Source organism: Bradyrhizobium sp. Arg816, assembly GCF_029989365.1.
Classification (GTDB): domain Bacteria; phylum Pseudomonadota; class Alphaproteobacteria; order Rhizobiales; family Xanthobacteraceae; genus Bradyrhizobium.
Genome location: NZ_JAPRAQ010000004.1, coordinates 300,128 through 320,541 on the forward strand (window position 1 = coordinate 300,128; position 20,414 = coordinate 320,541).

A 20,414-nucleotide genomic window follows, 5' to 3' on the forward strand; every position below is an offset into this window, starting at 1 on the left:
GGAGGAAACGGGATGATCGGGATTGTGCGGCTCGCACTGGCTGGCCTGATGACGATCACAGCGCTGGGCGCGGCCCGGGCCGAAGACGCGCTGAAGGCCAGGGTCGGCGTGCTCCGCCTGTCGTCGTCCGCGCCCGTCTTCATTGCGCAGGACAAGGGCTATTTCCGCGAGGCCGGTCTCGATGTCGAGCTGAAGTTCTTCGATGCGGCGCAGCCGATCGCGGTCGCGACCACCTCGGGCGACATCGATTTCGGTGTCACCGCCTTCACGGCGGGTCTCTACAATCTCGCCGGCAAAGGCACGCTGAAAGTGATCGGCGGCATGAGCCGCGAGAAGGCCGGTTATCCCCTGATCGGCTATTTCGCCAGCAACAACGCCTATGCCGCCGGGCTGAAGACGCCGAAAGACCTCGCGGGCAAGCGTGTGGCGATGACGCAGGTTGGCTCGTCCTTTCACTATTCGCTGGGGCTGCTCGCCGACAAATACGGTTTCAGGCTCGCCGACGTGAAGATCGTGCCGCTGCAATCGCTGTCGAACGCGGCGGCCGCCCTGAAGGGCGAAACCGTGGATGCGGCGCTGCTGCCGATCTCCACCGCGCGAAAGCTGATGGACGAGGGCGGCGCGAAGTTTTTGGGATGGGTCGGCGACGAGACGCCCTGGCAATTGGGTGCGGTGTTCGCTTCGCCCAAGACGCTGACCAACAAGGTGCTGGTGACGAAATTTCTCGGCGTGCTCGCGAAAGCCGACCGCGAATATCACGACGTCATCCTCGCCGCAATGAAGGACGGCGTCGCGCCCATCAACGACAAGACAAAGCCGCTGCTGGAGATCATCGCCAAATACACCAATTTGCCGGTCGAGCAGGTGGTCGGCAATTGCGCCTATATCGATCCCGACGGCAAGCTCGACGTCAAGAACGTCGACAACCAGATCAAATGGCTGCAGGAGCAGGGCTTTGCCGACAAGGGCTTTGATGCGAACACGATCATCGCCAAGGATTTTGTGAAGGCGGATTGATGCTAACAATGTGGATTGGTGCGGCAGGCGATCTGCCACCCTCCCCTGGAGGGGGAGGGTCGATCGTACCGGCGATGCGCAGCATCGTCCGGAGCGAGCGGGGCGGGGTGAGCCACAGCGGCGATCTCTCCGTCGTTCGCTCTAACCACTCGCGAAGGGTTCGCGCCTATCCACTGTCAGTATCATTGCGGATAGTCCGTCACCCCACCCCGGCCCGCATTTCGCTTCGCTCAATACGAACCGACCCTCCCCCTCCAGGGGAGGGTGAAAAAAGCGGGCTCGTCGCATGGACCTGATCGCCAACCACATCAGCCATCGCTTCGGCGACCTCGCCGTGCTCGACGACGTTTCCTTCACCGTCGGTGCCGGCGAGGTGGTGGCGATCGTCGGTCCGTCCGGCTGCGGCAAGAGCACGCTGCTGTCGATCCTCGGCGGGCTGTTGCAGCCGACGTCCGGCGCGCCCGAGCTGCGCGGGGCCCCGCCGGCGGACAGCCTCAATCCGCTGACCTTCGTGTTCCAGGATTTCGCGCTGCTGCCCTGGGCGACGGTGGAGGAGAATGTCGAATTCCCGTTGCTGCACACGCAGCTTTCGGCGGCCCAGCGCCGCGCGCTGGTCGACGACGCCTTGCGCCGCACCGGCCTGACCGACTTCCGCACAACCTATCCGAAGCAGCTTTCCGGCGGTATGCGCCAGCGCGTCGGCATTTCGCGCGCGCTTGCGGTCAAGCCCGCCATCCTGCTGATGGACGAACCGCTCTCGGCGCTGGATTCGCAGACCCGCGAATTGCTGATGGAAGACTTTGTCCGCCTGCTCGCCGATGGCGGCATGGGCGCGGTCTATGTCACCCACAATCTCGAGGAGGCCGCACGGCTCGCCGACCGCATCGTGGTCCTGTCGCGGCGGCCGGGCCGCATTCGAGAGGTCGTGACCGTACCGATGACGCGCACCGAGCGCGGCGAGATCGCTGCGCGTGAAAAGCTGCTGGCGCTTCAGAACCAGATCTGGTCGCTGATCCGCAACGAGGCGATCGACGCCGAGCGCGAGGTCCAGCATGCTTGATCGCGCGGGGACGTCTGCGAAGGACGACACGACGCGGCGCGTCCGTTTTCGCGGCGCCGGCTTCGTGCCCGCGAGCAGCCGTTTCGGCGGCTGGATCGCGCTCGCCCTCGTCATTGCGATCTGGCAGGCGGCCGGCAGCGCCGGGCTCGTCAATCCGCTGTTCCTGCCGGCGCCGGCTGCGATCGCGCGCGCGATCTACCAGCTCGCGATGTCAGGCGCGCTCTGGCAGCATCTCTCGGCCTCGCTGCTGCGCATCGGCGTCGGCTGGGTGCTGGGAACAGCGGCCGGCGTCGCGGTCGGCTTTGCCATCGGCTTGTCGCGGCTTGCGCGCAGCGTCGGCATCACCTTCATCTCGGCGCTGTTCCCGATCCCGAAGATCGCGCTGCTGCCATTGCTCATTCTCTGGCTCGGCATCGGCGAAGAGCCGAAGATCGCCACCATTGCGCTCGGCGTGTTCTTCTCGACCGCGATCTCGGTCTATAGCGGCGTCGATGCGGTGCCGCGCAACCTCATCCGCATGGCGCAGAGTTTCAACGTTCCCTTCGCCACCATCGTGCGCAAGGTGATCTGGCCCGGCGCGCTGCCCGCCATCCTCGCCGGCTTCCGCATCACCGCGTCCGTCGCGCTGCTGCTCGTCGTCAGCGCCGAGATGATCGGCGCCCAGTACGGCATCGGCGCCTTTGTGCTTCAGGCCGGCAATCTGATGCAGACGGATCAGCTGCTCGCGGGCGTGGTGATCCTGTCGGTGTTCGGGCTTGTGGTCGGGAAGGTGATTGGCTGGCTGGAGACGCGGTTGTTGCACTGGCGGTAGCCACAATCACCGCAGCCGTAGGGTGGGCAAAGCGTAAGCGTGCCCACCATTCCTTCATGAGAAGACGTGGGCACGGCGCGTTGCGCCTTTGCCCACCCTACGAGAGCCTCACGCGTTGCCGCGATCCTCGCGAAACAGATCCAGCTTCTGCTGCACCGGGCGATCCGAGAAGCTGAACAGCACGGCGTCGTCTTCGGCCTCGTGCGTCACCCATTGCCAGCTCGGCACCACGAACAGATCACGCGGGCCCCATTCGAAAACGGCATCGCCAATACGGCTGCGTCCCTTGCCCTCGATCGGACAGAACACGGTCGCATCGGTCGCGCGGTAGCGTGCGGTCTTGAAACCCTTCGGCAGCAACTGGATGAAGGTGCCGATGGTCGGCATTGCGAAATCGCCGGTCTCGGGGTTGCTGAATTTCAGCTTCAATCCGTGGCAGGCGTCCCACTCCTGGCTCGCGCGGGCTTTCTCCAGCGCCTCGCGGGTGTAGGCATAGGGATAGCTGAAGATCGGTGAGGTCTTGGACGATCGCTTCGCGTCGACCGGCAGCAGATTGTGGCCGTAGCGCGCAAAGCTATCGCCGGCGGGCCTGGTGATCTTCTGCTGGTCTTCCTTGGAGCCTTCCGCAAAGGAGCAGTCGAAGAACTGCACCAGCGGGATGTCGAGGCCGTCGAGCCAGAACATCGGCTCAGTGGTCTCGTTGGAATGATCGTGCCAGGTCATCGACGGCGTGATGATGAAATCGCCGGGCTCCATCGCGGTGCGCTCACCGTCCACCGCGGTGTGGGCGCCCTTGCCTTCGAGCACGAAGCGCAGCGCCGACTGGCTGTGCCGGTGGGCGGGCGCGACGTCGCCGGGCACCACCATCTGCACGCCGGCATAGAGCGAGGTCGTGATTTTCGACTGGCCGCGCAGGCCGGGGTTCTCCAGCACCAGCACGCGCCGCTCGGCTTCCTTGGCCGTGATCAGCTTGCCGGCCTCCGTCATGTAGTCGCGGATGATTTCGAATTTCCATAGATGCGGGCGGCAGCCGCTCTTCGGCTCCGGCGTGATCAAATCGCTCATCACCGTCCACAGCGCGGTGAGATTTTCGCCGTCGATCTTCCGGTAGAACGCCTCGCGTTCCGGCGTCTTGGTCACGGCTTCCATGGTTGCTGCTCCCGATCGTTTTGTTAATTGACAGTATACTGACGATCTAGGTAGCGTCAACGTGACGAACGACATACAAGGTCGTCATTCCGGCTCTCGCTTTGCGAGCCCCGGAATGACGGAAAATGAAAGGGAGGGTTCCGATGAAGCTGCACGGCTATTTCCGCTCCAGCGCCGCCTATCGGGTGCGGATCGCGCTGAACCTCAAGGGCCTCGGCGCCCAGCACCTGCCGCATCATCTTCGCAAGGGCGAGCAATGTGCGCCCGCCTATCTCGCCATCAATCCGCAAGGGTTGGTGCCGACGCTGGAGAACGATGCGGGAGTGGCGCTGACCCAATCGGTCGCCATCATCGAATGGCTCGACGAGACGCATCCCAATCCGCCGCTGCTGCCGAAGGATCCGTTGCGGCGCGCGAAGGTGAGGGCGTTCGCGCTGGCGATCGCCTGCGACACCCACCCGGTGCAGAACCTGAAGGTGCTGGCGCGGCTGCGCGAGCTCGGCCTGGCCGAGGAGAAGGTCCAGGACTGGGCGGCCTGGGTCAACCGCGAGGGGCTGTCGGCCTGCGAGACGCTGATCAAGGACGAGCCGGGGCCGTTCTGCTTCGGCGATGCGCCGACGCTCGCCGATCTCTGCCTGGTGCCGCAGCTCGCCAATGCCCGCCGTTTCGGGGTCGATGTCGCTGCCTATCCGCGGCTGCTGAAGGCGGAAGCTGCGGCAAAGGGGTTGCCGGCCTTCGCAAACGCCGCGCCGGAGCAGCAGCCCGATGCCGAGTAAGCCCGCCCCTCCGATCACGATCGACGCGGTCTACGCCGCGCCGGGCTATCTGTTCCGGCGCATGCAGCAGATCGCTGTCTCGATCTTCATGGAGGAGTGCAAGGCGTTCGATCTCACGCCGGTGCAATATGCCGCACTGATCGCGATCCACACCCATCCCGGCATCGACGCGACACGGCTGTCGGCGGTGATCGCCTTCGACCGCTCCACGCTCGGCAGCGTGATCGAGCGGCTGCAGGCCAAGGATTTCATCGAGCGCAAGCCGGCCCCCGAAGACAAGCGGATCAAGCTGCTCTATCTGACGAAATCAGGCGCGGCGATCCTGCGCGAGATCATCCCCGCCGTCGAGCGGGCCCAGGCGCGGATGCTGGAGCCGCTGAAACCCGCCGACCGCAAGACGCTGATGGGGCTTTTGGTCCAGCTCGTCGACCTCAACAACGAGGCCTCGCGCGTGCCGCTGCGCGCCGAGGATGCGCTGGAGCATCTGGGGAAGGGTGGGTGAGGGGGTGTGGCGTCTCTCGTGTGTAGTGACGCCGTTGCCCCAGTCTCAACTGTCATTCCCCGCGAAGGCGGGGAATCCAGTACGCCGCGGCCTCCCGGCTCAATCACAACCGCCTCTGGAATACTGGATCGCCCGCCTCCGCGGGCGATGACAGCGAGTTTGGGATTGCTACATCCGCAATAGCGCCTGCCGGTCGATCTTCCCCGTTCCCGTCTTCGGCAGCTCGTCGATAAAAATCACCTCGCGCGGATATTTGTAAGGAAGCAGCTTGCCCTTGACGTAATCCTGTAGCCGCCGCGTCGCCTCATTCTGATCGGTCGCGCGGTCGTTCATCACCACCACGGCCTTCAGCGTCATGCGCCGGTCCGGCAGCTCGGCGGCGAACACCGCGCATTCGCGGATGTCGGGGTGGTCGGCGAGGCACAGCTCGACCTCCAGCGGGTAGACCCACTGGCCTGAGATCTTGATGAGGTCGTCGGCACGGCCGCGGAAGAAGTGGAAGCCGTCGGCATCGCGGACGAAACGGTCACCGGTGTAGATCCAACCGCCCTCGCGGATGGTCTCGGCGGATTTGTCCGGCCGGTTCCAGTACAGCGGCGTGTTGGAATCGCCGCGCACCCACAAAATGCCTTCCTCGTCGTCGGCGACGTCGCGGCCGCCCTTGTCGCGCAGTGCGACCTCGTAGCCAGGCACGCGCAGGCCGGCGGCGCCGAGCTTCTTCTGCTCGGGGCGATTGGAAAGATAAATGTGCAGCACCTCGGTCGAGCCGAGGCCTTCGACGATCTCGAGGCCGGTGAGAGTCTTCCAGCCGTTGAAAACGTCCGCAGACAAAACCTCGGCCGCCGAAAGCGACATGCGCAGCGACGAGAAGTTGGTCTTGTCTGCTCCCTCCGCCTTGGTCAGTGAGGTGTACAGCGTCGGCAGGCCGAAGAAGACCGTCGGCTTGTATTGCTCGATCGCGGCAAAGATCGATGCAGGCTTCGGCTGGCCCGGCAGCAGCAGCGTCGCGGCACCTGCGGAGAACGGGAAGGTGACGGAGTTGCCGAAACCGTAGGCGAAGAAGATCTTCGGCACCGAGAAGCAGATGTCGCCGGGCGTCAGCTTCAACACGCTCTGCGCAAAGGCGGCATCGCTGTAGGCCATGTCGTGCTGGAGATGCACGATGCCCTTGGGCCGGCCGGTCGAGCCGGAGGAGTACATCCAGAACGCCATCTCGTCGCGATGGGTATCCGCTTCCGCGAGCTCGGCCGGGAACTGCGCGAGCCAGCCGGGCGCCGCGATCGCCGCAGGCGCGGCGTGGTCGCGCGCTTGCCCGTTGACGACGATCAGCGTGCGCAGGCAGGTCGCCTTGCAGGCCTCCGCATCGAAGCGCGTCGCGAATTCGGCATCCGCCACCGCGACCGCCGCGCCGGAATCGGCGAGATAGAATTGCAGCAGGTCCGGCGGCGTCAGCGTGTTGATCAGGAGCGGCACGAAGCCGGCGCGCACCGCGCCGAAGAATGCGGCGGGATAGGCCGGGGTATCGTCGAGGAACAGCAGCACGCGGTCGCCGCGCTTCAGGCCGAGCGAGGCGAAACCGTTGCCCCAGCGGCAAGCTTCCGCGCAAAGCTCGGCATAGCTGCGCGTCCCCGCGGGCCCGATCAGCGCGGGCTTGTCGCCGCGGCCCTTGGCGAGCTGGTCGAACAGCACGCGGCTGGCATTGTAGGTTTGCGGAATGGCAAAGCCGATTTCGCGAGCGCCCGGGCTGTCGGCGGGCACCTGGTCGCGAATCTCGCTGCTCATGCGGCATCTCCGCCGTTCTTCTCGGCCTCGTAGAGCGTCATGAAGGCGGGCGACATCGCGCGCAGCCGGGGGTCGTCGATGCGGCCGGAGCGGGTGATGTAGCTGTAGGCGAAGTCCATCAGGCCGAGCTGCATGTGCTGGGCGAAGTGCTCGTACCAGAAGGCCGAGGTGCGCGCAGCATTGACGAGCTTCTGCACCACCGGCTTTCGCGCCGCCTGGTAACGATGCAGCGCGGTCGACAGATGCGCATCCGATTCCAGCGCCTTGACCAGCGCAATGGCGTCCTCGATCGCGAGCCGCGTCCCCGAGCCGATGGAGAAATGCGCCGAGTGCAGGGCGTCGCCGAGCAGCACCATGTTCTTGAACGACCAGTGCTCGTTCCAGACCCAGGGAAAGTTGCGCCAGACCGATTTGTTGGAGACCAGGCAGTGGCCGCCCAGCGTGTCGGCAAAGACCTCCTCGCAGACGCCCTTGGACTGCTCGGCATCCTTGTAGGCGAAGCCATAGGCCTGCCATGTCGCGTGGTCGCATTCGACCAGGAAGGTGCTCATGGTCGGGGAGTAGCGATAGTGATGGGCATTGAAGGCGCCGCGATCGGTCTTCACGAAGGTCTGCGACAGCGTGTCGAAGCGCTTCGAGGTCCCGTACCAGACGAACTTGTTGGAGGAGTAGGACAGCGACGTGCCGAAATCGCCCTCATAGGCGCGCCGCACCAGCGAGTTCAGCCCGTCGGCCGCGACGATCAGGTCGTGGCCGTTGAGCTGGTCGATGGCGTGGACCGGCGTGTCGAAGCGCGGCGTGACGCCGGCGTCGAGCGCGCGCTGCTGGAGGAACTGCAACAGCTCCAGCCTGCCGATCGAGGAGAAGCCGACGCCGTCGATGGCGACGCTGTCGCCGTGAAGGTTGAGCGTGATGTTCTCCCAGCTCTCCATGTGCGGCGCGATTGCGTCGACCGTTTCGGGGTCGTCGGCGCGCAGGAATTCCAGAGCCTGATCGGAGAACACGACGCCAAAGCCCCAGGTCGCGTCGGCCGGGTTCTGTTCGAACAGGTCGACTTGATCCTCGGGGTGACGCTTCTTCCAGAGATAGGCGAAATAGAGCCCACCGGGCCCCCCGCCAATCACGGCGATCCGCAACGTCTGCCTCCCTAATTGACAGTATACTTACTATCTAGGGGTAGACTAATGTGCTCCGGCCGTCCACGCCAGCGGAATTATCGAAGGCGAGGCGCGTCGAAGCTTACTCCCGGACACGCACCTGGCGCGTGTCCGAAGCAGTGGCGTTGCGAACCATAGCCAAACCGCGCGGGCTTGGCCATCCGGGGTCAGACGCAGCGCTTCACGTAGACGCCGTTCACCAGCACCCTGGTACAGCGGACCGCGGGAACCGGCTTACGCACCACGACGGCCGCATTCGGCCCGGCACAGCCGGCGCGGTAGACGCCGCGGGCGCACACCACCGCGTTGGCATCGGTCGACTCAAAGGTCATGCTCGCGCCGAAGGCGAGGAGCGCGGAAGCACTAAGCAGAAATGAACGCATGTCTTCCTCCCGGTCTTGTCGTGATCGAAATCGGTTACTGGCAAAGGATTTGTCGCGGCAGGCGCGCGAAAATTCATTCGCGCGGCCGATCGTGGTCGCGCCCTTGGCGCGCAATCGCGCGTCGCTTATCGCGCCGCGAATGGCGCCAGCACGTCCTTGCAGGCGGGCGACAGTGACGCGGCATTGCTGGAGATGCATTGCACGATGCGGCCCCCGCCCGGCGCGACGCCGGCGCAGAGCGTGCGGATGTCGGAACCGCAGGCCGAGCGCACGATGAACAGCTCTTCGCGCGGCCGCAGCGGGCGCAGAGCGATCACGGCCGGCGCCGCCGCCGGAGCCGCCGCCGCTGGAGCTGCGCCCGCAGGCGCTGCCGTCGCAGCGGCGCCGCCGCCACCGGTTGCGGCGCTCACCGCCTTCTCGCAGGCCGGCGAAACCTTGGCCTTGTTCTTCTCGAGGCATTCGAGGGCGGGGGCGCCGCCCGGCGGCACGCTGGCGCACACCTTGGGATAATCGGCGCGGCACGCGCTCTTGACCGCGGCAATCTGCGTGCTGCTCGGCTGCTTTGACGCCGCCGCTTTCGGAGCGGCTGCGGCGGCGGGCTTCGCCCCGGCGGCGGGGGCCGCTTCGGTCTTTGCCGGTTCAGACTTGGCGGGCGCAGCTTCAGTCTTCGGCGCCGCAGCGGGCTCGACCGCGCGAACGGCGGTCTGGCATCCCGATGACAGGCTGGACATGTTCTTCTGGAGACATTGATACGCTTCCACGCCGCCGGGCGTGACGCTCGCGCAGTGCGCCATGAAGTCTGAGCGGCATGCGGAGCGGATGGCGCTCTTCTGAGCCTCGGTCGGCGCTTGCGCGAATGCGCCTGTTGCAGTTGCGAACAGCGTTGCCGCCAGCAGCGCGCGACGCGTTGATGCATGTTTCAACGTGTTGAACATTTGGGTAAATTCCCTGCCCTGTCGGTAACGCCGACGATTTTCAAATGTAATGCAAGCAATCATTGCGGGTGATGCCGCGTGCAGCATCATTGGCCGCTTCGACCTCTACCGCAAGTAGATTATACCGGCGCGATTGCGACGCAACTAGAGCATGATCCGAAAAAGTGTGCAGCGATTTTCCCTCGCGATAAACGCGGAATGCGTTTACGCGGAGATCATGCTCAAACAATGCGTCGTCAGAGCTTGACCATGCGCTTGCCGCGGTTCTCTCCCGCGAGCAACCCGATCAGCGCCTTCGGCGTGTTCTCCAATCCGTCGATGATGTCCTCCTGCACCTTCAGCTTGCCGGATGCGACCCAGCCCTGGAGGTCGGCGAGCGCGCGCTGGCTCTCCTTCATGTAGTCCATCACGATGAAGCCCTGCATGACCAGCCGCTTCACCACGATCAGGCCGGGCACGCCGCGCGGGCCGTGCGCTGCGGGGGCGCCGTCATATTGCGAGATCGCGCCGCAGCAGGCGATGCGGCCGTAATTGTTCATCTGCGGCAGGCAGGCTTCCAGAATGTCGCCGCCGACATTGTCGAAATAGACGTCGATGCCTTTTGGCGCGGCCGCGCGCAGGGCCTTGAACACCGCGCCGTCCTTGTAGTCGACGGCGGCATCGAAGCCGAGCTCGGAGGTCAGCCAGTTGCACTTGTCCGCACCGCCGGCGATGCCGATCACGCGACATCCCCTGATCTTGGCGATCTGCCCGACGATCGAGCCGACCGAGCCCGCCGCCGCGGACACCACGACGGTCTCGCCCTCTTTCGGCTTGCCGACCTCCAGCAGGCCGAAATAGGCGGTGAGGCCGGCGATGCCGAACACGCTGAGCAGATGCGTCATCGGCTCCAGCTTCGGCATTTTCGTGAGATGCTTTGCCGGCACCGCGGCAAACTCCTGCCAGCCGGTGTCGCCGAACACGATGTCGCCGGCAGCTAGCCCCGGCGCCTTCGAGCTGACGACCTCGGCGATGCCGCCGCCGGCCATCACGCTGTTGGCCTCGACCGCGGAGCGATAGGTCGCGCCATGCATCCAGGCGCGGTTGGCGGCGTCGAGCGAGATGTAACGCACCTGCAGCAAGGCCTCGCCGTCCTTCGGCTCCGGCATCGCACCCTCGACCATCTTGAAGTGCTCGGCACCGAGCTTGCCGCTGGGCTTTTCGACCAGAAGAATCTGGCGATTGATGCTGCTGCTCATGGCGTTTCCTCTTCGTTTGCTTGACGATTATTGATGCAGCCGCCGCAAAGAAAACGTGCAAGCCGCATTCGTTGTGCGCTGCATGAAGGCTAGATCGCGCCGCCCCGTTTCGCAACGGGAACATCCGGCCATCGCGCGCGCACGCCAAGCGTGTTGCGTCGTCGTCATATCTGCGACATCATGAAGCGCCGGTGTAGGTGGGGGTAAGCGATGTCGAACAGGTTTACGCAATACATTCTGGCCGCGATGGTGCTGGGCATCGTCATGGGGGCGGCGATCTTCAACTTCCTGCCCGACACCAGAGCCGAATGGGCTTCCTCCATCAACCTGATCGCCATGATGTTCCTGCGCCTGATCAAGATGATCATCGCGCCGCTGGTGTTCGCGACCCTGGTCGGTGGCATCGCGCATATGGGCAGCGGCGCGCGGCTCGGGCGCATCTTCGCCAAGACCATGGGCTGGTTCATCAGCGCGTCCTTCGTGTCGCTGCTGCTCGGCCTCGTCATGGTCAATCTGCTCCAGCCCGGCGCGAACTTCCCCGGCACGCTGCCGCAGGCGGGGCAATCGACCGGCTTGCCGGTCTCGGCCTTCTCGATCGAAAAATTCCTGACCCATCTGATCCCGACCTCGATCGCCGACGCCATGGCGCAGAACGAGATCCTGCAGATCGTGATCTTCGCCGTGTTCTTCTCGGTGGCGATGGGCTCGATGCCCGAACGATCGAAGCCGATCCTGGCAATGATCGACGACGTCGCTCACATCATGCTCAAGGTGACGAGCTATGTGATGCTGTTCGCCCCGCTCGCGGTATGGGCCGCCATCACGGCCACCGTCGCCAAGAACGGCCTCGGCGTGCTGTGGAAGCTCGTCGTCTTCATGGGCGGCTTCTATCTCGCGCTTGGGATCCTGTGGGGCATCCTGATGATCGTCGGCTTCATCGTGATCGGGCCGCGATACAGCCATCTGCTGAAGCTGATCCGCGAACCCCTAATGATCGCGTTCTCCACCGCGAGCTCGGAAGCGGCCTATCCGAAGACGCTGGAGGGGTTGACCAAGTTCGGCGCGTCGTCGCGGATCTCGAGCTTCGTGCTGCCGCTCGGTTACTCCTTCAATCTCGACGGCACGATGATGTACTGCACCTTCGCGAGCATCTTCATCGCGCAGACCTACCACATCGAGATGTCGCTCGCGACGCAGCTGGCGATGCTCGCGACGTTGATGATCACCTCCAAGGGCGTTGCCGGCGTGCCGCGCGCATCCCTCGTGGTGATCGCCTCGACGCTGTCGCAGTTCGGCATCCCCGAGGCAGGCCTGCTGATGATCATGGGCATCGACACGTTCCTCGACATGGGACGCAGCGCCACCAATGTCATCGGCAATTCGCTCGCGACTGCCGTGGTCGCGAAGTGGGAAGGTGAGCTCGGGCCCGAGCACGAACTCGGACCCGGCGAAGCGACGACGCCGGACATGGTTCCGGGCGAACTGCCCGCGATGGCCGGCCATTGACGGGAGTGCGTCATGCGCCTTTCAACGGCGATATCGGGTGGCCTGTTGCTGGCGGCGTGCCTGCTGGCAACCGGCGCCTCCGCCCAGACCGGCGGCAGCGAAGGGCTTAGCCCGACGCTGTCGGCCATCAAGAACAGGCATACCGTGCGGCTCGGCTATCGCGAGAGCTCGCCGCCGTTCTCCTTCCTCGACCAGTCCGGCCGCCCGATCGGCTACAGCCTCGAGCTCTGCGAGGCCATCGTCGAGGAGATCGGCGTCGAGGTCGACGATCCCGATCTGAAGATCGATTACGTCAAGGTCACCTCGGACGACCGCATCGATGCCGTGCTCCAGAACAAGATCGACCTGGAATGCGGCTCGACCACCGCCAATGCCGAGCGCGGCAAGCGCGTCGCGTTCTCGCCTTTGATGTTCGTCGCCGGCACCAAGCTGATGGTGCCGAAGGCATCAAAGGTCCAGTCGCTGACCGACTTGAAGGGCAAGACCATCGTGGTGACGAAGGGCACCACCAACGAGCAGGCGATCCAGGCGGCCGACAAGAAGTCCTCGTTGGGGCTGAACATCGTCACGTCGCCGGATCACGAGCAGTCGTACCAGATGCTCGTCGACGGCAAGGCCGATGCGTTCGCGACCGACGACATCCTGCTTTCGGGGCTGATCGCGCGGCACAAGGCGCAGGACAAGTTCCGCGTCACCGGCGACTACTTGTCCTACGATCCCTACGGCATCATGTTCAGGAAGGGCGAGCCGCAACTGTCGGCGGTGGTCGACCGCACCTTCCGCAAGCTCGGCTCCAATCGCGATCTCGTTCCGCTCTACAACAAATGGTTCACCGCGCGGCTGCCCACCGGCGAACGCCTGAACGTGCCGATCTCGCTGCAACTGGAGGAAGCCTTCAAGGCGATGGACGATTCCGCGAGCGCGAATAATTAGCGGCGGTTTCTCTTACCCTGCCCTGGAGGGGGAGGGTCGATCGCGCGTAGCGCGAGCGGGGTGGGGTGATCTCTCCACGCGGGCACTGCTTCGATGGAGAGACTGTCACCCCACCCCGCTGCGCATTCCGCTTCGCTCCATGCACAGCGACCCACGGGCGAGCTACGCTCGTCCCGGACCCCTCCAGGGGAGGGTGGGGATCTTCGCCGCGGCTATTGCGCTTCGTTCCCAAACACCCGATCCAGCGCCGCGTCGTACGTCGCCTGCACCAGCTCCGGATGCAGCTTCGCCAGCGCTTCCATCATCACGCCGGAATTGATTTCCAGCACCCGCCAGGCGCCATCGACACGGACCACGTCGATCGATGCGAAGGTGATGCCGATGGCGTCGGCGGCTTCTCCGGCGAGTTTTGCGCAGGCCGCCCGGACCTCGCCGTCCTCCATCAGCACCGGCCGAGCACCCGCATCGAGATTGTGCCGCCAGTTCAGGATGCGCTGCTCGCCCTTCGGGACAATGGCGTTCACCTCGCGCGTACCGAGCTCGGAGAGCGCCCCGTCATGTCCCGCCGCGGTCGCCAGCTCACGCAAGGTGTGCACGCCGTCGCCGACGACCTGCGGGCGCTCCTTGCGGTAGACGAACATCGGCTGGCCATCGAGCAGGATGACGCGGACCTCGTCCTCGATCTCGACATAGGGCGCGATCACGAGACCGAGGCTCGAAGAAAACACCTCGGTCACGGCACGATCGAGCGCGTCGCGGCCCGTCACCTTGAACACCCCGCGTCCGGACGTGCCCTCGTTCGGCTTCACCACGACGCCTTGCGGATTCTGCCTGAGCAGCGCCAGCATCGCCTGCTGCCAATCGGGCCCTGCAACGTGCGCGCCCATGCTAGGGTTGAGGAAGAGGCGATGCGGAACGCATGGTACGCCCTCAAGCGCCAGCACCTCGGCAGTGGCCGATTTGTCGTTGGCGAGGCGGTGCGCGATGGCGCTGTTGAGGCCGATGTCGTAGCCGAACGCGAAGTGGCGCTTCGCGCGGCGGCGCATCGCGAGCAGCCAGCCGCCGGCGCGGACATCGAGCGCGATGCCATGGGTCGCGCAATAGCGCCTGATCGCCTGGACGAAGATCCGCTCGCCGCTTGCCATGTGTTCAGTCGTTCCTGTCGCAAAAAGCCGCAAAAATGCGGGAAACGGCGCCAAACCGGGGTGAAAGTCAGAGCTATTCTTAATGAAATTCTCGCGAGCGCGACGGAAATTAAGTGCTGCAATCAGGCCCTGAAGGGAAAAGAAATTGCCCGCCGCGCATGCCCGGCAGCAGATTCATTAATGATGTGACCATTTCCGCCGCAAATGCCGGTCTGAGCGGCATCAATTGCATCCGGAACGAGGTTGATTATTGGCCTCAATGGCGTAGATCACACACGCGAAATCCTCCGCCATGGCAATGGTGTCCGCCCCGCTTTCAGGGGCCGGGCAACGCTTTTGCCCTAAAACCGCAATTATTCGGAATATCGAAAATCATGAGCGCGTTTTACCGAGAGAAGGTTCTTTCCGTCCAGCACTGGACCGACACGCTGTTCAGCTTCCGCGCCACGCGCGACACCGGCTTCCGCTTCCAGAACGGCCAGTTCGCGATGATCGGCCTCGAGGTCGACGGCCGTCCGCTGCTGCGCGCCTACAGCATGGCGAGCGCCAACCACGAGGAAGAGCTCGAGTTCTTCTCGATCAAGGTTCAGGACGGTCCGCTGACCTCGCGCCTGCAGAAGATCAAGGAAGGCGACACCATCCTGGTCGGCCGCAAGGCGACCGGCACGCTGATCACCGACAACCTCATTCCCGGCAAGCGGCTGATGCTGCTCTCGACCGGCACCGGTCTCGCGCCCTTCGCCAGCCTGATCAAGGACCCCGAGGTCTACGACCAGTTCGACAGCATCGTGCTGGTGCATGGCTGCCGTCAGGTCTCCGAGCTTGCCTATGGCGAGAAGCTGGTTGCCTCCTTGCGCGAGGACGAGCTGTTCGGGGAGCTGCTGGCGGACAAGCTGATCTACTATCCGACCGTGACCCGCGAGCCGTTCAAGAACCGCGGCCGCATCACCGACCTCATCAGCTCCGAGCAGATCTTCAACGATATCGGACAGGGCCCGCTCGACATCGAAACCGACCGCATCATGATGTGCGGCAGCCCGGCGATGCTGGAAGAGCTGAAGGTGATGTTCGAAGGCCGCGATTTCATCGAGGGCTCCGGCAACAGGCCCGGCCATTTCGTGATCGAGAAGGCGTTCGTCGAGCGGTAAGCGCCGTTCGGCTTTTGCCACACCACAGGTGTCGTCCTGGGGTGCGCGACTTGTCCGCCGTAGCTCGAAGAGCGAAGGCGGAAGCGCGAACCCGGGACCCATAACCACAGGAAGTGGTTTGGCGACGACTCGTGGTTGAGAGCTTCGCGCGACAACTTCTCCCTGTGGTTATGGGTCCCCTGCGTTTGCGGGGACGACAGTTGAGTGTGGGGCTGCCATCTCGCCTCTCACACACTCGCCAGCCACGCACGTCCCTCACCATCCTCCCCCGACTTTGTTATTGGCGCGTCTCGCGCGCCCCTTGTTATAGGCTCGCGCCAAAATCTCGCCGCGATGTTGCAATGCGAGAGCTCGGGGAGCTGCGCAAATCTTGTCCGTGATCGACCATGGTCCGCCGAAACCGACCGCCTTCGTGCTGGCGGGCGGCGGCAGCTTCGGGGCGATCCAGGTCGGGATGATGCATTCTCTGGCGAGCCACGGGGTCGTCCCCGATCTCGTGGTCGGCTCCAGCGTCGGCGCCATCAACGGCGCCTATTATGCCGGCGACCCCACCCTCAAGGGCTTGCTCTGGCTTGAAGCGCTCTGGCGCGGCCTCAAGCGCCACGACGTCTTTCCGGTCACCTGGCGAAGCCTCGCCGGCTTCATGTGGCGGCGCGATTTCCTGATTCCCCATGACGGCATCCGCAAGCTGGTCGAGGATCATCTGCCCTACCGCAACCTCGAGGATGCAGTGCTGCCTGTGCACATCGTCACCACCGATTTCGTCTCCGGCGAGAGCGTCGTGCTGTCGGAGGGCTCGGCGGTGGATGCGATCCTGGCGTCCACCGCAATCCCGGGCGCCTTCTCGCCGGTCTATTACCGCAATCGCTTCCTGGCCGACGGTGCGCTCTCCTCGAACACCCCGGTCCGGGTCGCGATCCAGAAAGGCGCAAAACGGCTGGTCGTGCTGCCGACCGGGCACGCCTGCGCGGTGAAGGATCCGCCGGTGGGCGCGGTTGCCAATGCCCTGCATGCGCTGACGCTGCTCATCGCCCGGCAATTGGTGGCGGAGCTCGAGGGGTTGGCGTCCGACATCGAATATGTCGTGGTGCCGCCGCTCTGTCCGCTGGTGGGATCGCCCTACGATTTTTCGCGGACCGACGACCATATCGAGCGCGCGGTCGCGAGCACCGATGCCTGGCTGGCGCGAGGCGGCCTCGAGCAGCACGGCGTCATTCCGCACGAGGCGCAGCCTCATGGTCACTGATTTGTCATTTCATTTGAATCTATTGCACTGCGAAGCCCGCCGCGGGATGGATTGATTTGCGGCATCCGGATTCGGTAGCCTCAAGGCAGGGTCCGCGTCATATCTGTGGACGTGGCGCGGGCGTATCATGCCCCGTCAGACTGACGAGAGGGATGTGGTCGTGGCCAACGATAACAAGACGCAAGCTTCGGCCGAAGGGCTGATGGAAACCCTGCTGCTGCCGTTCTCGCCGCGCTTCATCGTGCTGACCATCTGCGCGGTCGTCACCGCGCTGCTGATCGGCATCGGCCTCGCCGATGGCAAGATCTTCGATATCCTGCTGATCCCGATCCTGATCTTTGGCGCGCTGACGCTGCTCGGCGTCCGCGACCTCATGCAGAAGGGCCATGCGGTTCTGCGCAACTACCCGATCTCGGCGCACATCCGCTTCCTGCTGGAAGAAATCCGCCCGGAGATGCGGCAGTACTTCTTCGAGAGCGAGAAGGACGGCATGCCGTTCTCGCGCGACATCCGCGCGGTGGTCTATCAGCGCGCCAAGATGGAGCTCGACAAGCGTCCGTTCGGCACCCAGGAGGACGTCTACCGCGAGGGCTATGAGTGGATGCATCACTCGGTTTCGCCGAAGACGCACGCCGAGGAGAAGTTTCGCGTCACCATCGGCGGCCCCGATTGCGCAAAGCCATATTCGGCATCGGTGTTCAACATCTCGGCGATGAGCTTCGGCGCGCTCAGCCCGAACGCCGTGCGCGCACTCAATGCCGGCGCCAGGAAGGGCGGCTTCGCGCATGACACGGGCGAGGGCGGCTTCAGCCCCTACCACCGCGAGATGGGCGGCGACATCATCTGGGAGATCGGCTCCGGCTATTTCGGTTGCCGTCATCTCGACGGCACGTTCGATCCGGAGGCGTTCGCGCGCGTCGCGAGCCAGGACCAGATCAAGATGGTCGAGCTCAAGATCAGCCAGGGCGCCAAGCCCGGCCATGGCGGCGTGCTGCCGGCTGCGAAGGTGTCGGAGGAGATCTCAAAAATCCGCGGCGTCACGATGGGCGAGGACTGCATCTCGCCGGCCTCGCACCGCGCTTTCTCCACGCCCGTTGGCATGATGCAGTTCCTCGCCGAGATGCGACGCTTGTCCGGCGGCAAGCCGGCCGGCTTCAAGCTGTGCATCGGCCACCCCTGGGAATTCCTGGCGATCTGCAAGGCGATGCTGGAGACCGGCATCTATCCTGATTTCATCGTCGTCGACGGCAATGAAGGCGGCACCGGCGCCGCGCCGCTGGAGTTCATGGACCATCTGGGCATGCCGATGCGCGAGGGCGTCAATTTCGTCCACAACGCGCTGGTCGGCATCAATGCGCGCGACCGCATCAGGATCGGCGCGTCCGGCAAGATCGCGACCGCCTTCGACATGGCGCGCGCGATGGCGATTGGCGCCGACTATTGCAACTCGGCGCGCGGCTTCATGTTCTCGCTCGGCTGCATCCAGTCGCTGAGCTGCCACACCGACCGCTGCCCGACCGGCGTTGCGACCCAGGACCCGACGCGTGCGCGCGCGCTCTACGTGCCGCTCAAGATCGACCGCGTGCATAATTATCACCACGCCACGCTGCACTCGCTCACCGAGCTGATCGCCGCGGCTGGTCTCGAACATCCGCAGCAGCTGCGCCCGATCCATTTCAGCCAGCGGACATCGACCACCCAGGTGCGATCTTTTGCGCAGCTCTATCCGTCGCTGCGTCCGCGCGAGCTGCTCGAAGGCACCGAAGATCCGCGCTTCCGTCAAGCCTGGCAGATGGCGCGGGCGGAGACGTTCCAGCCGGCCCCGTAGGGGCCACCGCATGACGCCGCCGCATCCTGCGGCGGTGAAAATTCATCGGGGATCGTGGTTGTGTTTTAACGTCTGTGTCAGCTTGGGGTGTAGATTAGCCCCATGGACGAGCGACGCGACAAAGCCAGGCACCGCGTGCTGAAAGCCGGAACCATCGAGTTCGGCGGCGGCGCGATCGACTGCACCGTCCGCAATTTCTCCGACACCGGCGCCGCGCTCGATGTCACCAGTCCGGTCGGTATCCCCGAGCGGTTCACTCTGGTCATCCAGGCCGACGGAACGCATCTCGCCTGCACGGTCGTCTGGCGCAAGGAGAAGCGGATCGGGGTGCGGTTCGGGTGAGCGGTCTGCGCTTGATCGGCGCGCGCTTGTCCGGGACGACGGGTGGAGGGTTGGGTGCGCAATCACCCCGTCTCGACCTCACTCAACCGGCCCGCCAGAATTTTGTCGATCCTCCGGCCGTCGAGATCGACCACCTCGATATGCCAGCCGGCGAAGTCGAAGGCATCGCCGACATTGGGCAGCACGCTGAACTGTTGCAGCACGAGGCCCGCCACCGTGTTGTAGCGGTGCGGCGGCAGCTCGATGCCGAGCAACTCGCCGAACTCGTCGACCGGCATCCAGCCGGAGACCAGCAGCGAGCCGTCATCGCGCCTGACATAGGCCGGCTCCGGCGGTCCCTCCTCGGAATGGAACGCGCCGACGATCGATTCCAGAATGTCAGCCGTCGTCACGATACCCTCGAAGGCGCCGTATTCGTCGTAGACCAGGCCGACATGAACCGGAGCGGCTTTCAGGATCGCCAGCACGTCGCGGGCGTCGGCTGATGCCGGAATGCCGGGCGCCTCGCGCACCAGCGCTCGCAGATCCGGCGTGCGCTCGTTCATGTAGGCGACCAGCAGGTCCTTGGCCTGGAGCACCCCGATCGGCTTGTCGCGATCGCCGTCCGAGACGGGAAAGCGCGAATGCGGGCTCTTCGCGATGATTGCTTGAATGGCCTCCGGCGCATCGTTCAGATCGATCTCGTTGACCTCCGTGCGCGGCGTCATGATCGCGCCGACCGGCCGGTCGCCGAGCCGCATGACGCCCGCGATCATCTCCTTTTCGCCCGACTCCAGCACGCCCGCGTTCTCGGCTTCGCTGACGAGGTGATGGATCTCGTCCTCCGAGACCTTCTCCTCGGCCTTGCCGCCACGGCCGAGCAGCGTGAGGATCAGCCTGCCGGAGAGATCGAGCAGGAAGACGAGCGGCAGCGAGATCCGCGCCAGAACGTGCATCGCGGGCGCAACCTTGACCGCGATGCTCTCGGGATCGCGCAGCGCCACCTGCTTCGGCACCAGCTCGCCGACGATCAGGGTGGCGTAGGTGATGAGCGTGACGACGATGCCGACGCCGACGATGTCGGCGATCCCTGAGGACAGGCCGAGCTCGACCAGCCATTGCGTCAGCCGCTGTCCGAGCGTCGCGCCGGAGAACGCGCCGGAGAGCACGCCGACCAGCGTAATGCCGATCTGCACCGTCGAGAGGAACTTTCCGGGATCGGCCGCCAGCGTCAGCGCCCGCTCGGCGCCGCGCACACCCTTTGCCGCGAGCAGCGATAGCCTGGCCGGGCGGGACGAGACCACGGCCAGCTCGGACATGGACAACAGGCCGTTAATGACGATCAGGACGACGACGATGATGATTTCGACGGACAACATTGTGCGCAAGGAAAAGGGATACTTGACCCGGCGAGCGCCGGACCAAGCCCCTTATATATGAACTCGATGCACAATTTGTCCGGTTCCCGACCAAATTG

At 64.7% G+C, this 20,414-nt stretch carries 19 protein-coding genes; 11 read left to right on the forward strand and 8 right to left on the reverse strand.

Going from position 1 to position 20,414, the window contains the following annotated elements:
* Positions 1–12 precede the first annotated feature (12 nt).
* The 3 genes from OWC48_RS12895 (at position 13) to OWC48_RS12905 (ending at position 2,888) form a co-directional block, all read left to right on the forward strand.
* On the forward strand, positions 13–1,017 hold the full coding sequence (locus OWC48_RS12895; RefSeq protein WP_282520326.1) for an ABC transporter substrate-binding protein: 1,005 nt from the start codon (positions 13–15) through the stop codon (positions 1,015–1,017).
* Between the two features lie 286 nt (positions 1,018–1,303).
* Entirely contained in the window at positions 1,304–2,077 is a 774-nt protein-coding gene (locus tag OWC48_RS12900; RefSeq protein WP_282520327.1) for an ABC transporter ATP-binding protein, read from the forward strand.
* A complete protein-coding gene (locus OWC48_RS12905; RefSeq protein ID WP_282520328.1) occupies positions 2,070–2,888 on the forward strand; it encodes an ABC transporter permease in 819 nt (272 codons plus the stop codon). The genes OWC48_RS12900 and OWC48_RS12905 overlap by 8 nt, the downstream gene beginning before the upstream one ends.
* A gap of 108 nt (positions 2,889–2,996) precedes the next feature.
* Here the strand turns inward: OWC48_RS12905 and gtdA are convergent, their stop codons facing one another.
* Positions 2,997–4,037, reverse strand: a complete 1,041-nt coding sequence (gene gtdA / locus OWC48_RS12910) for a gentisate 1,2-dioxygenase (RefSeq protein ID WP_282520329.1) — start codon at positions 4,035–4,037, stop codon at positions 2,997–2,999.
* Positions 4,038–4,180: 143 nt separating this feature from the next.
* Here gtdA and maiA point away from each other — a divergent pair, with 143 nt between their 5' ends.
* Positions 4,181–4,813 carry a maleylacetoacetate isomerase gene (gene maiA / locus OWC48_RS12915; protein WP_282520330.1) on the forward strand — a complete coding sequence of 211 codons (633 nt, stop codon included), beginning with the start codon at positions 4,181–4,183 and terminating at the stop codon, positions 4,811–4,813.
* Positions 4,803–5,315 (forward strand): MarR family winged helix-turn-helix transcriptional regulator, encoded by a 513-nt coding sequence (locus OWC48_RS12920; protein ID WP_282520331.1) that lies wholly within the window; start codon positions 4,803–4,805, stop codon positions 5,313–5,315. The genes maiA and OWC48_RS12920 overlap by 11 nt, the downstream gene beginning before the upstream one ends.
* 168 nt (positions 5,316–5,483) lie before the next feature.
* Here OWC48_RS12920 and OWC48_RS12925 read toward each other — a convergent pair whose 3' ends face one another.
* The 5 genes from OWC48_RS12925 to OWC48_RS12945 all read right to left on the reverse strand — a co-directional run bounded on the left by OWC48_RS12925 (position 5,484) and on the right by OWC48_RS12945 (position 10,810).
* Complete coding sequence (locus OWC48_RS12925) at positions 5,484–7,097, reverse strand: benzoate-CoA ligase family protein (protein WP_282520332.1); 1,614 nt, start codon at positions 7,095–7,097, stop codon at positions 5,484–5,486.
* On the reverse strand, positions 7,094–8,233 hold the full coding sequence (locus OWC48_RS12930; RefSeq protein WP_282520333.1) for an FAD-dependent monooxygenase: 1,140 nt from the start codon (positions 8,231–8,233) through the stop codon (positions 7,094–7,096). Before OWC48_RS12930 ends, OWC48_RS12925 begins: the two co-directional genes overlap by 4 nt.
* Before the next feature lie 188 nt (positions 8,234–8,421).
* Positions 8,422–8,637, reverse strand: a complete 216-nt coding sequence (locus tag OWC48_RS12935; RefSeq protein WP_282520334.1) for a hypothetical protein — start codon at positions 8,635–8,637, stop codon at positions 8,422–8,424.
* A gap of 125 nt (positions 8,638–8,762) precedes the next feature.
* Entirely contained in the window at positions 8,763–9,572 is an 810-nt protein-coding gene (locus OWC48_RS12940) for a cysteine rich repeat-containing protein (RefSeq protein WP_282520335.1), read from the reverse strand.
* Between the two features lie 236 nt (positions 9,573–9,808).
* On the reverse strand, positions 9,809–10,810 hold the full coding sequence (locus tag OWC48_RS12945) for an NADP-dependent oxidoreductase (protein ID WP_247316385.1): 1,002 nt from the start codon (positions 10,808–10,810) through the stop codon (positions 9,809–9,811).
* 210 nt (positions 10,811–11,020) lie between these two features.
* On the opposite strand from OWC48_RS12945, the gene OWC48_RS12950 reads away from it, so the two are divergent.
* Both OWC48_RS12950 and OWC48_RS12955 read left to right on the forward strand, forming a co-directional pair.
* Positions 11,021–12,316 (forward strand): dicarboxylate/amino acid:cation symporter, encoded by a 1,296-nt coding sequence (locus OWC48_RS12950; protein WP_282520336.1) that lies wholly within the window; start codon positions 11,021–11,023, stop codon positions 12,314–12,316.
* Between the two features lie 12 nt (positions 12,317–12,328).
* The gene (locus OWC48_RS12955) at positions 12,329–13,249 is read left to right on the forward strand and encodes an amino acid ABC transporter substrate-binding protein (RefSeq protein WP_282520337.1); all 921 of its coding nucleotides are present in this window, start codon (positions 12,329–12,331) and stop codon (positions 13,247–13,249) included.
* 212 nt (positions 13,250–13,461) lie between these two features.
* Here the strand turns inward: OWC48_RS12955 and OWC48_RS12960 are convergent, their stop codons facing one another.
* Positions 13,462–14,394 (reverse strand): RimK family alpha-L-glutamate ligase, encoded by a 933-nt coding sequence (locus OWC48_RS12960; RefSeq protein WP_282520338.1) that lies wholly within the window; start codon positions 14,392–14,394, stop codon positions 13,462–13,464.
* 374 nt (positions 14,395–14,768) lie between these two features.
* On the opposite strand from OWC48_RS12960, the gene OWC48_RS12965 reads away from it, so the two are divergent.
* The 4 genes from OWC48_RS12965 to OWC48_RS12980 all read left to right on the forward strand — a co-directional run bounded on the left by OWC48_RS12965 (position 14,769) and on the right by OWC48_RS12980 (position 18,958).
* Positions 14,769–15,542: a ferredoxin--NADP reductase gene (locus OWC48_RS12965; RefSeq protein WP_282520339.1), complete on the forward strand. Its 774-nt coding sequence runs from the start codon at positions 14,769–14,771 to the stop codon at positions 15,540–15,542.
* Between the two features lie 376 nt (positions 15,543–15,918).
* Positions 15,919–16,788 carry a patatin-like phospholipase family protein gene (locus OWC48_RS12970; RefSeq protein WP_282520521.1) on the forward strand — a complete coding sequence of 290 codons (870 nt, stop codon included), beginning with the start codon at positions 15,919–15,921 and terminating at the stop codon, positions 16,786–16,788.
* 202 nt (positions 16,789–16,990) lie between these two features.
* Positions 16,991–18,616: an FMN-binding glutamate synthase family protein gene (locus OWC48_RS12975; protein ID WP_282520522.1), complete on the forward strand. Its 1,626-nt coding sequence runs from the start codon at positions 16,991–16,993 to the stop codon at positions 18,614–18,616.
* Positions 18,617–18,718: 102 nt separating this feature from the next.
* Positions 18,719–18,958 carry a PilZ domain-containing protein gene (locus OWC48_RS12980; RefSeq protein ID WP_028159962.1) on the forward strand — a complete coding sequence of 80 codons (240 nt, stop codon included), beginning with the start codon at positions 18,719–18,721 and terminating at the stop codon, positions 18,956–18,958.
* A gap of 62 nt (positions 18,959–19,020) precedes the next feature.
* On the opposite strand, the gene OWC48_RS12985 is transcribed toward OWC48_RS12980, so the two are convergent.
* The gene (locus OWC48_RS12985; RefSeq protein WP_282520340.1) at positions 19,021–20,316 is read right to left on the reverse strand and encodes a hemolysin family protein; all 1,296 of its coding nucleotides are present in this window, start codon (positions 20,314–20,316) and stop codon (positions 19,021–19,023) included.
* Positions 20,317–20,414 lie beyond the last annotated feature (98 nt).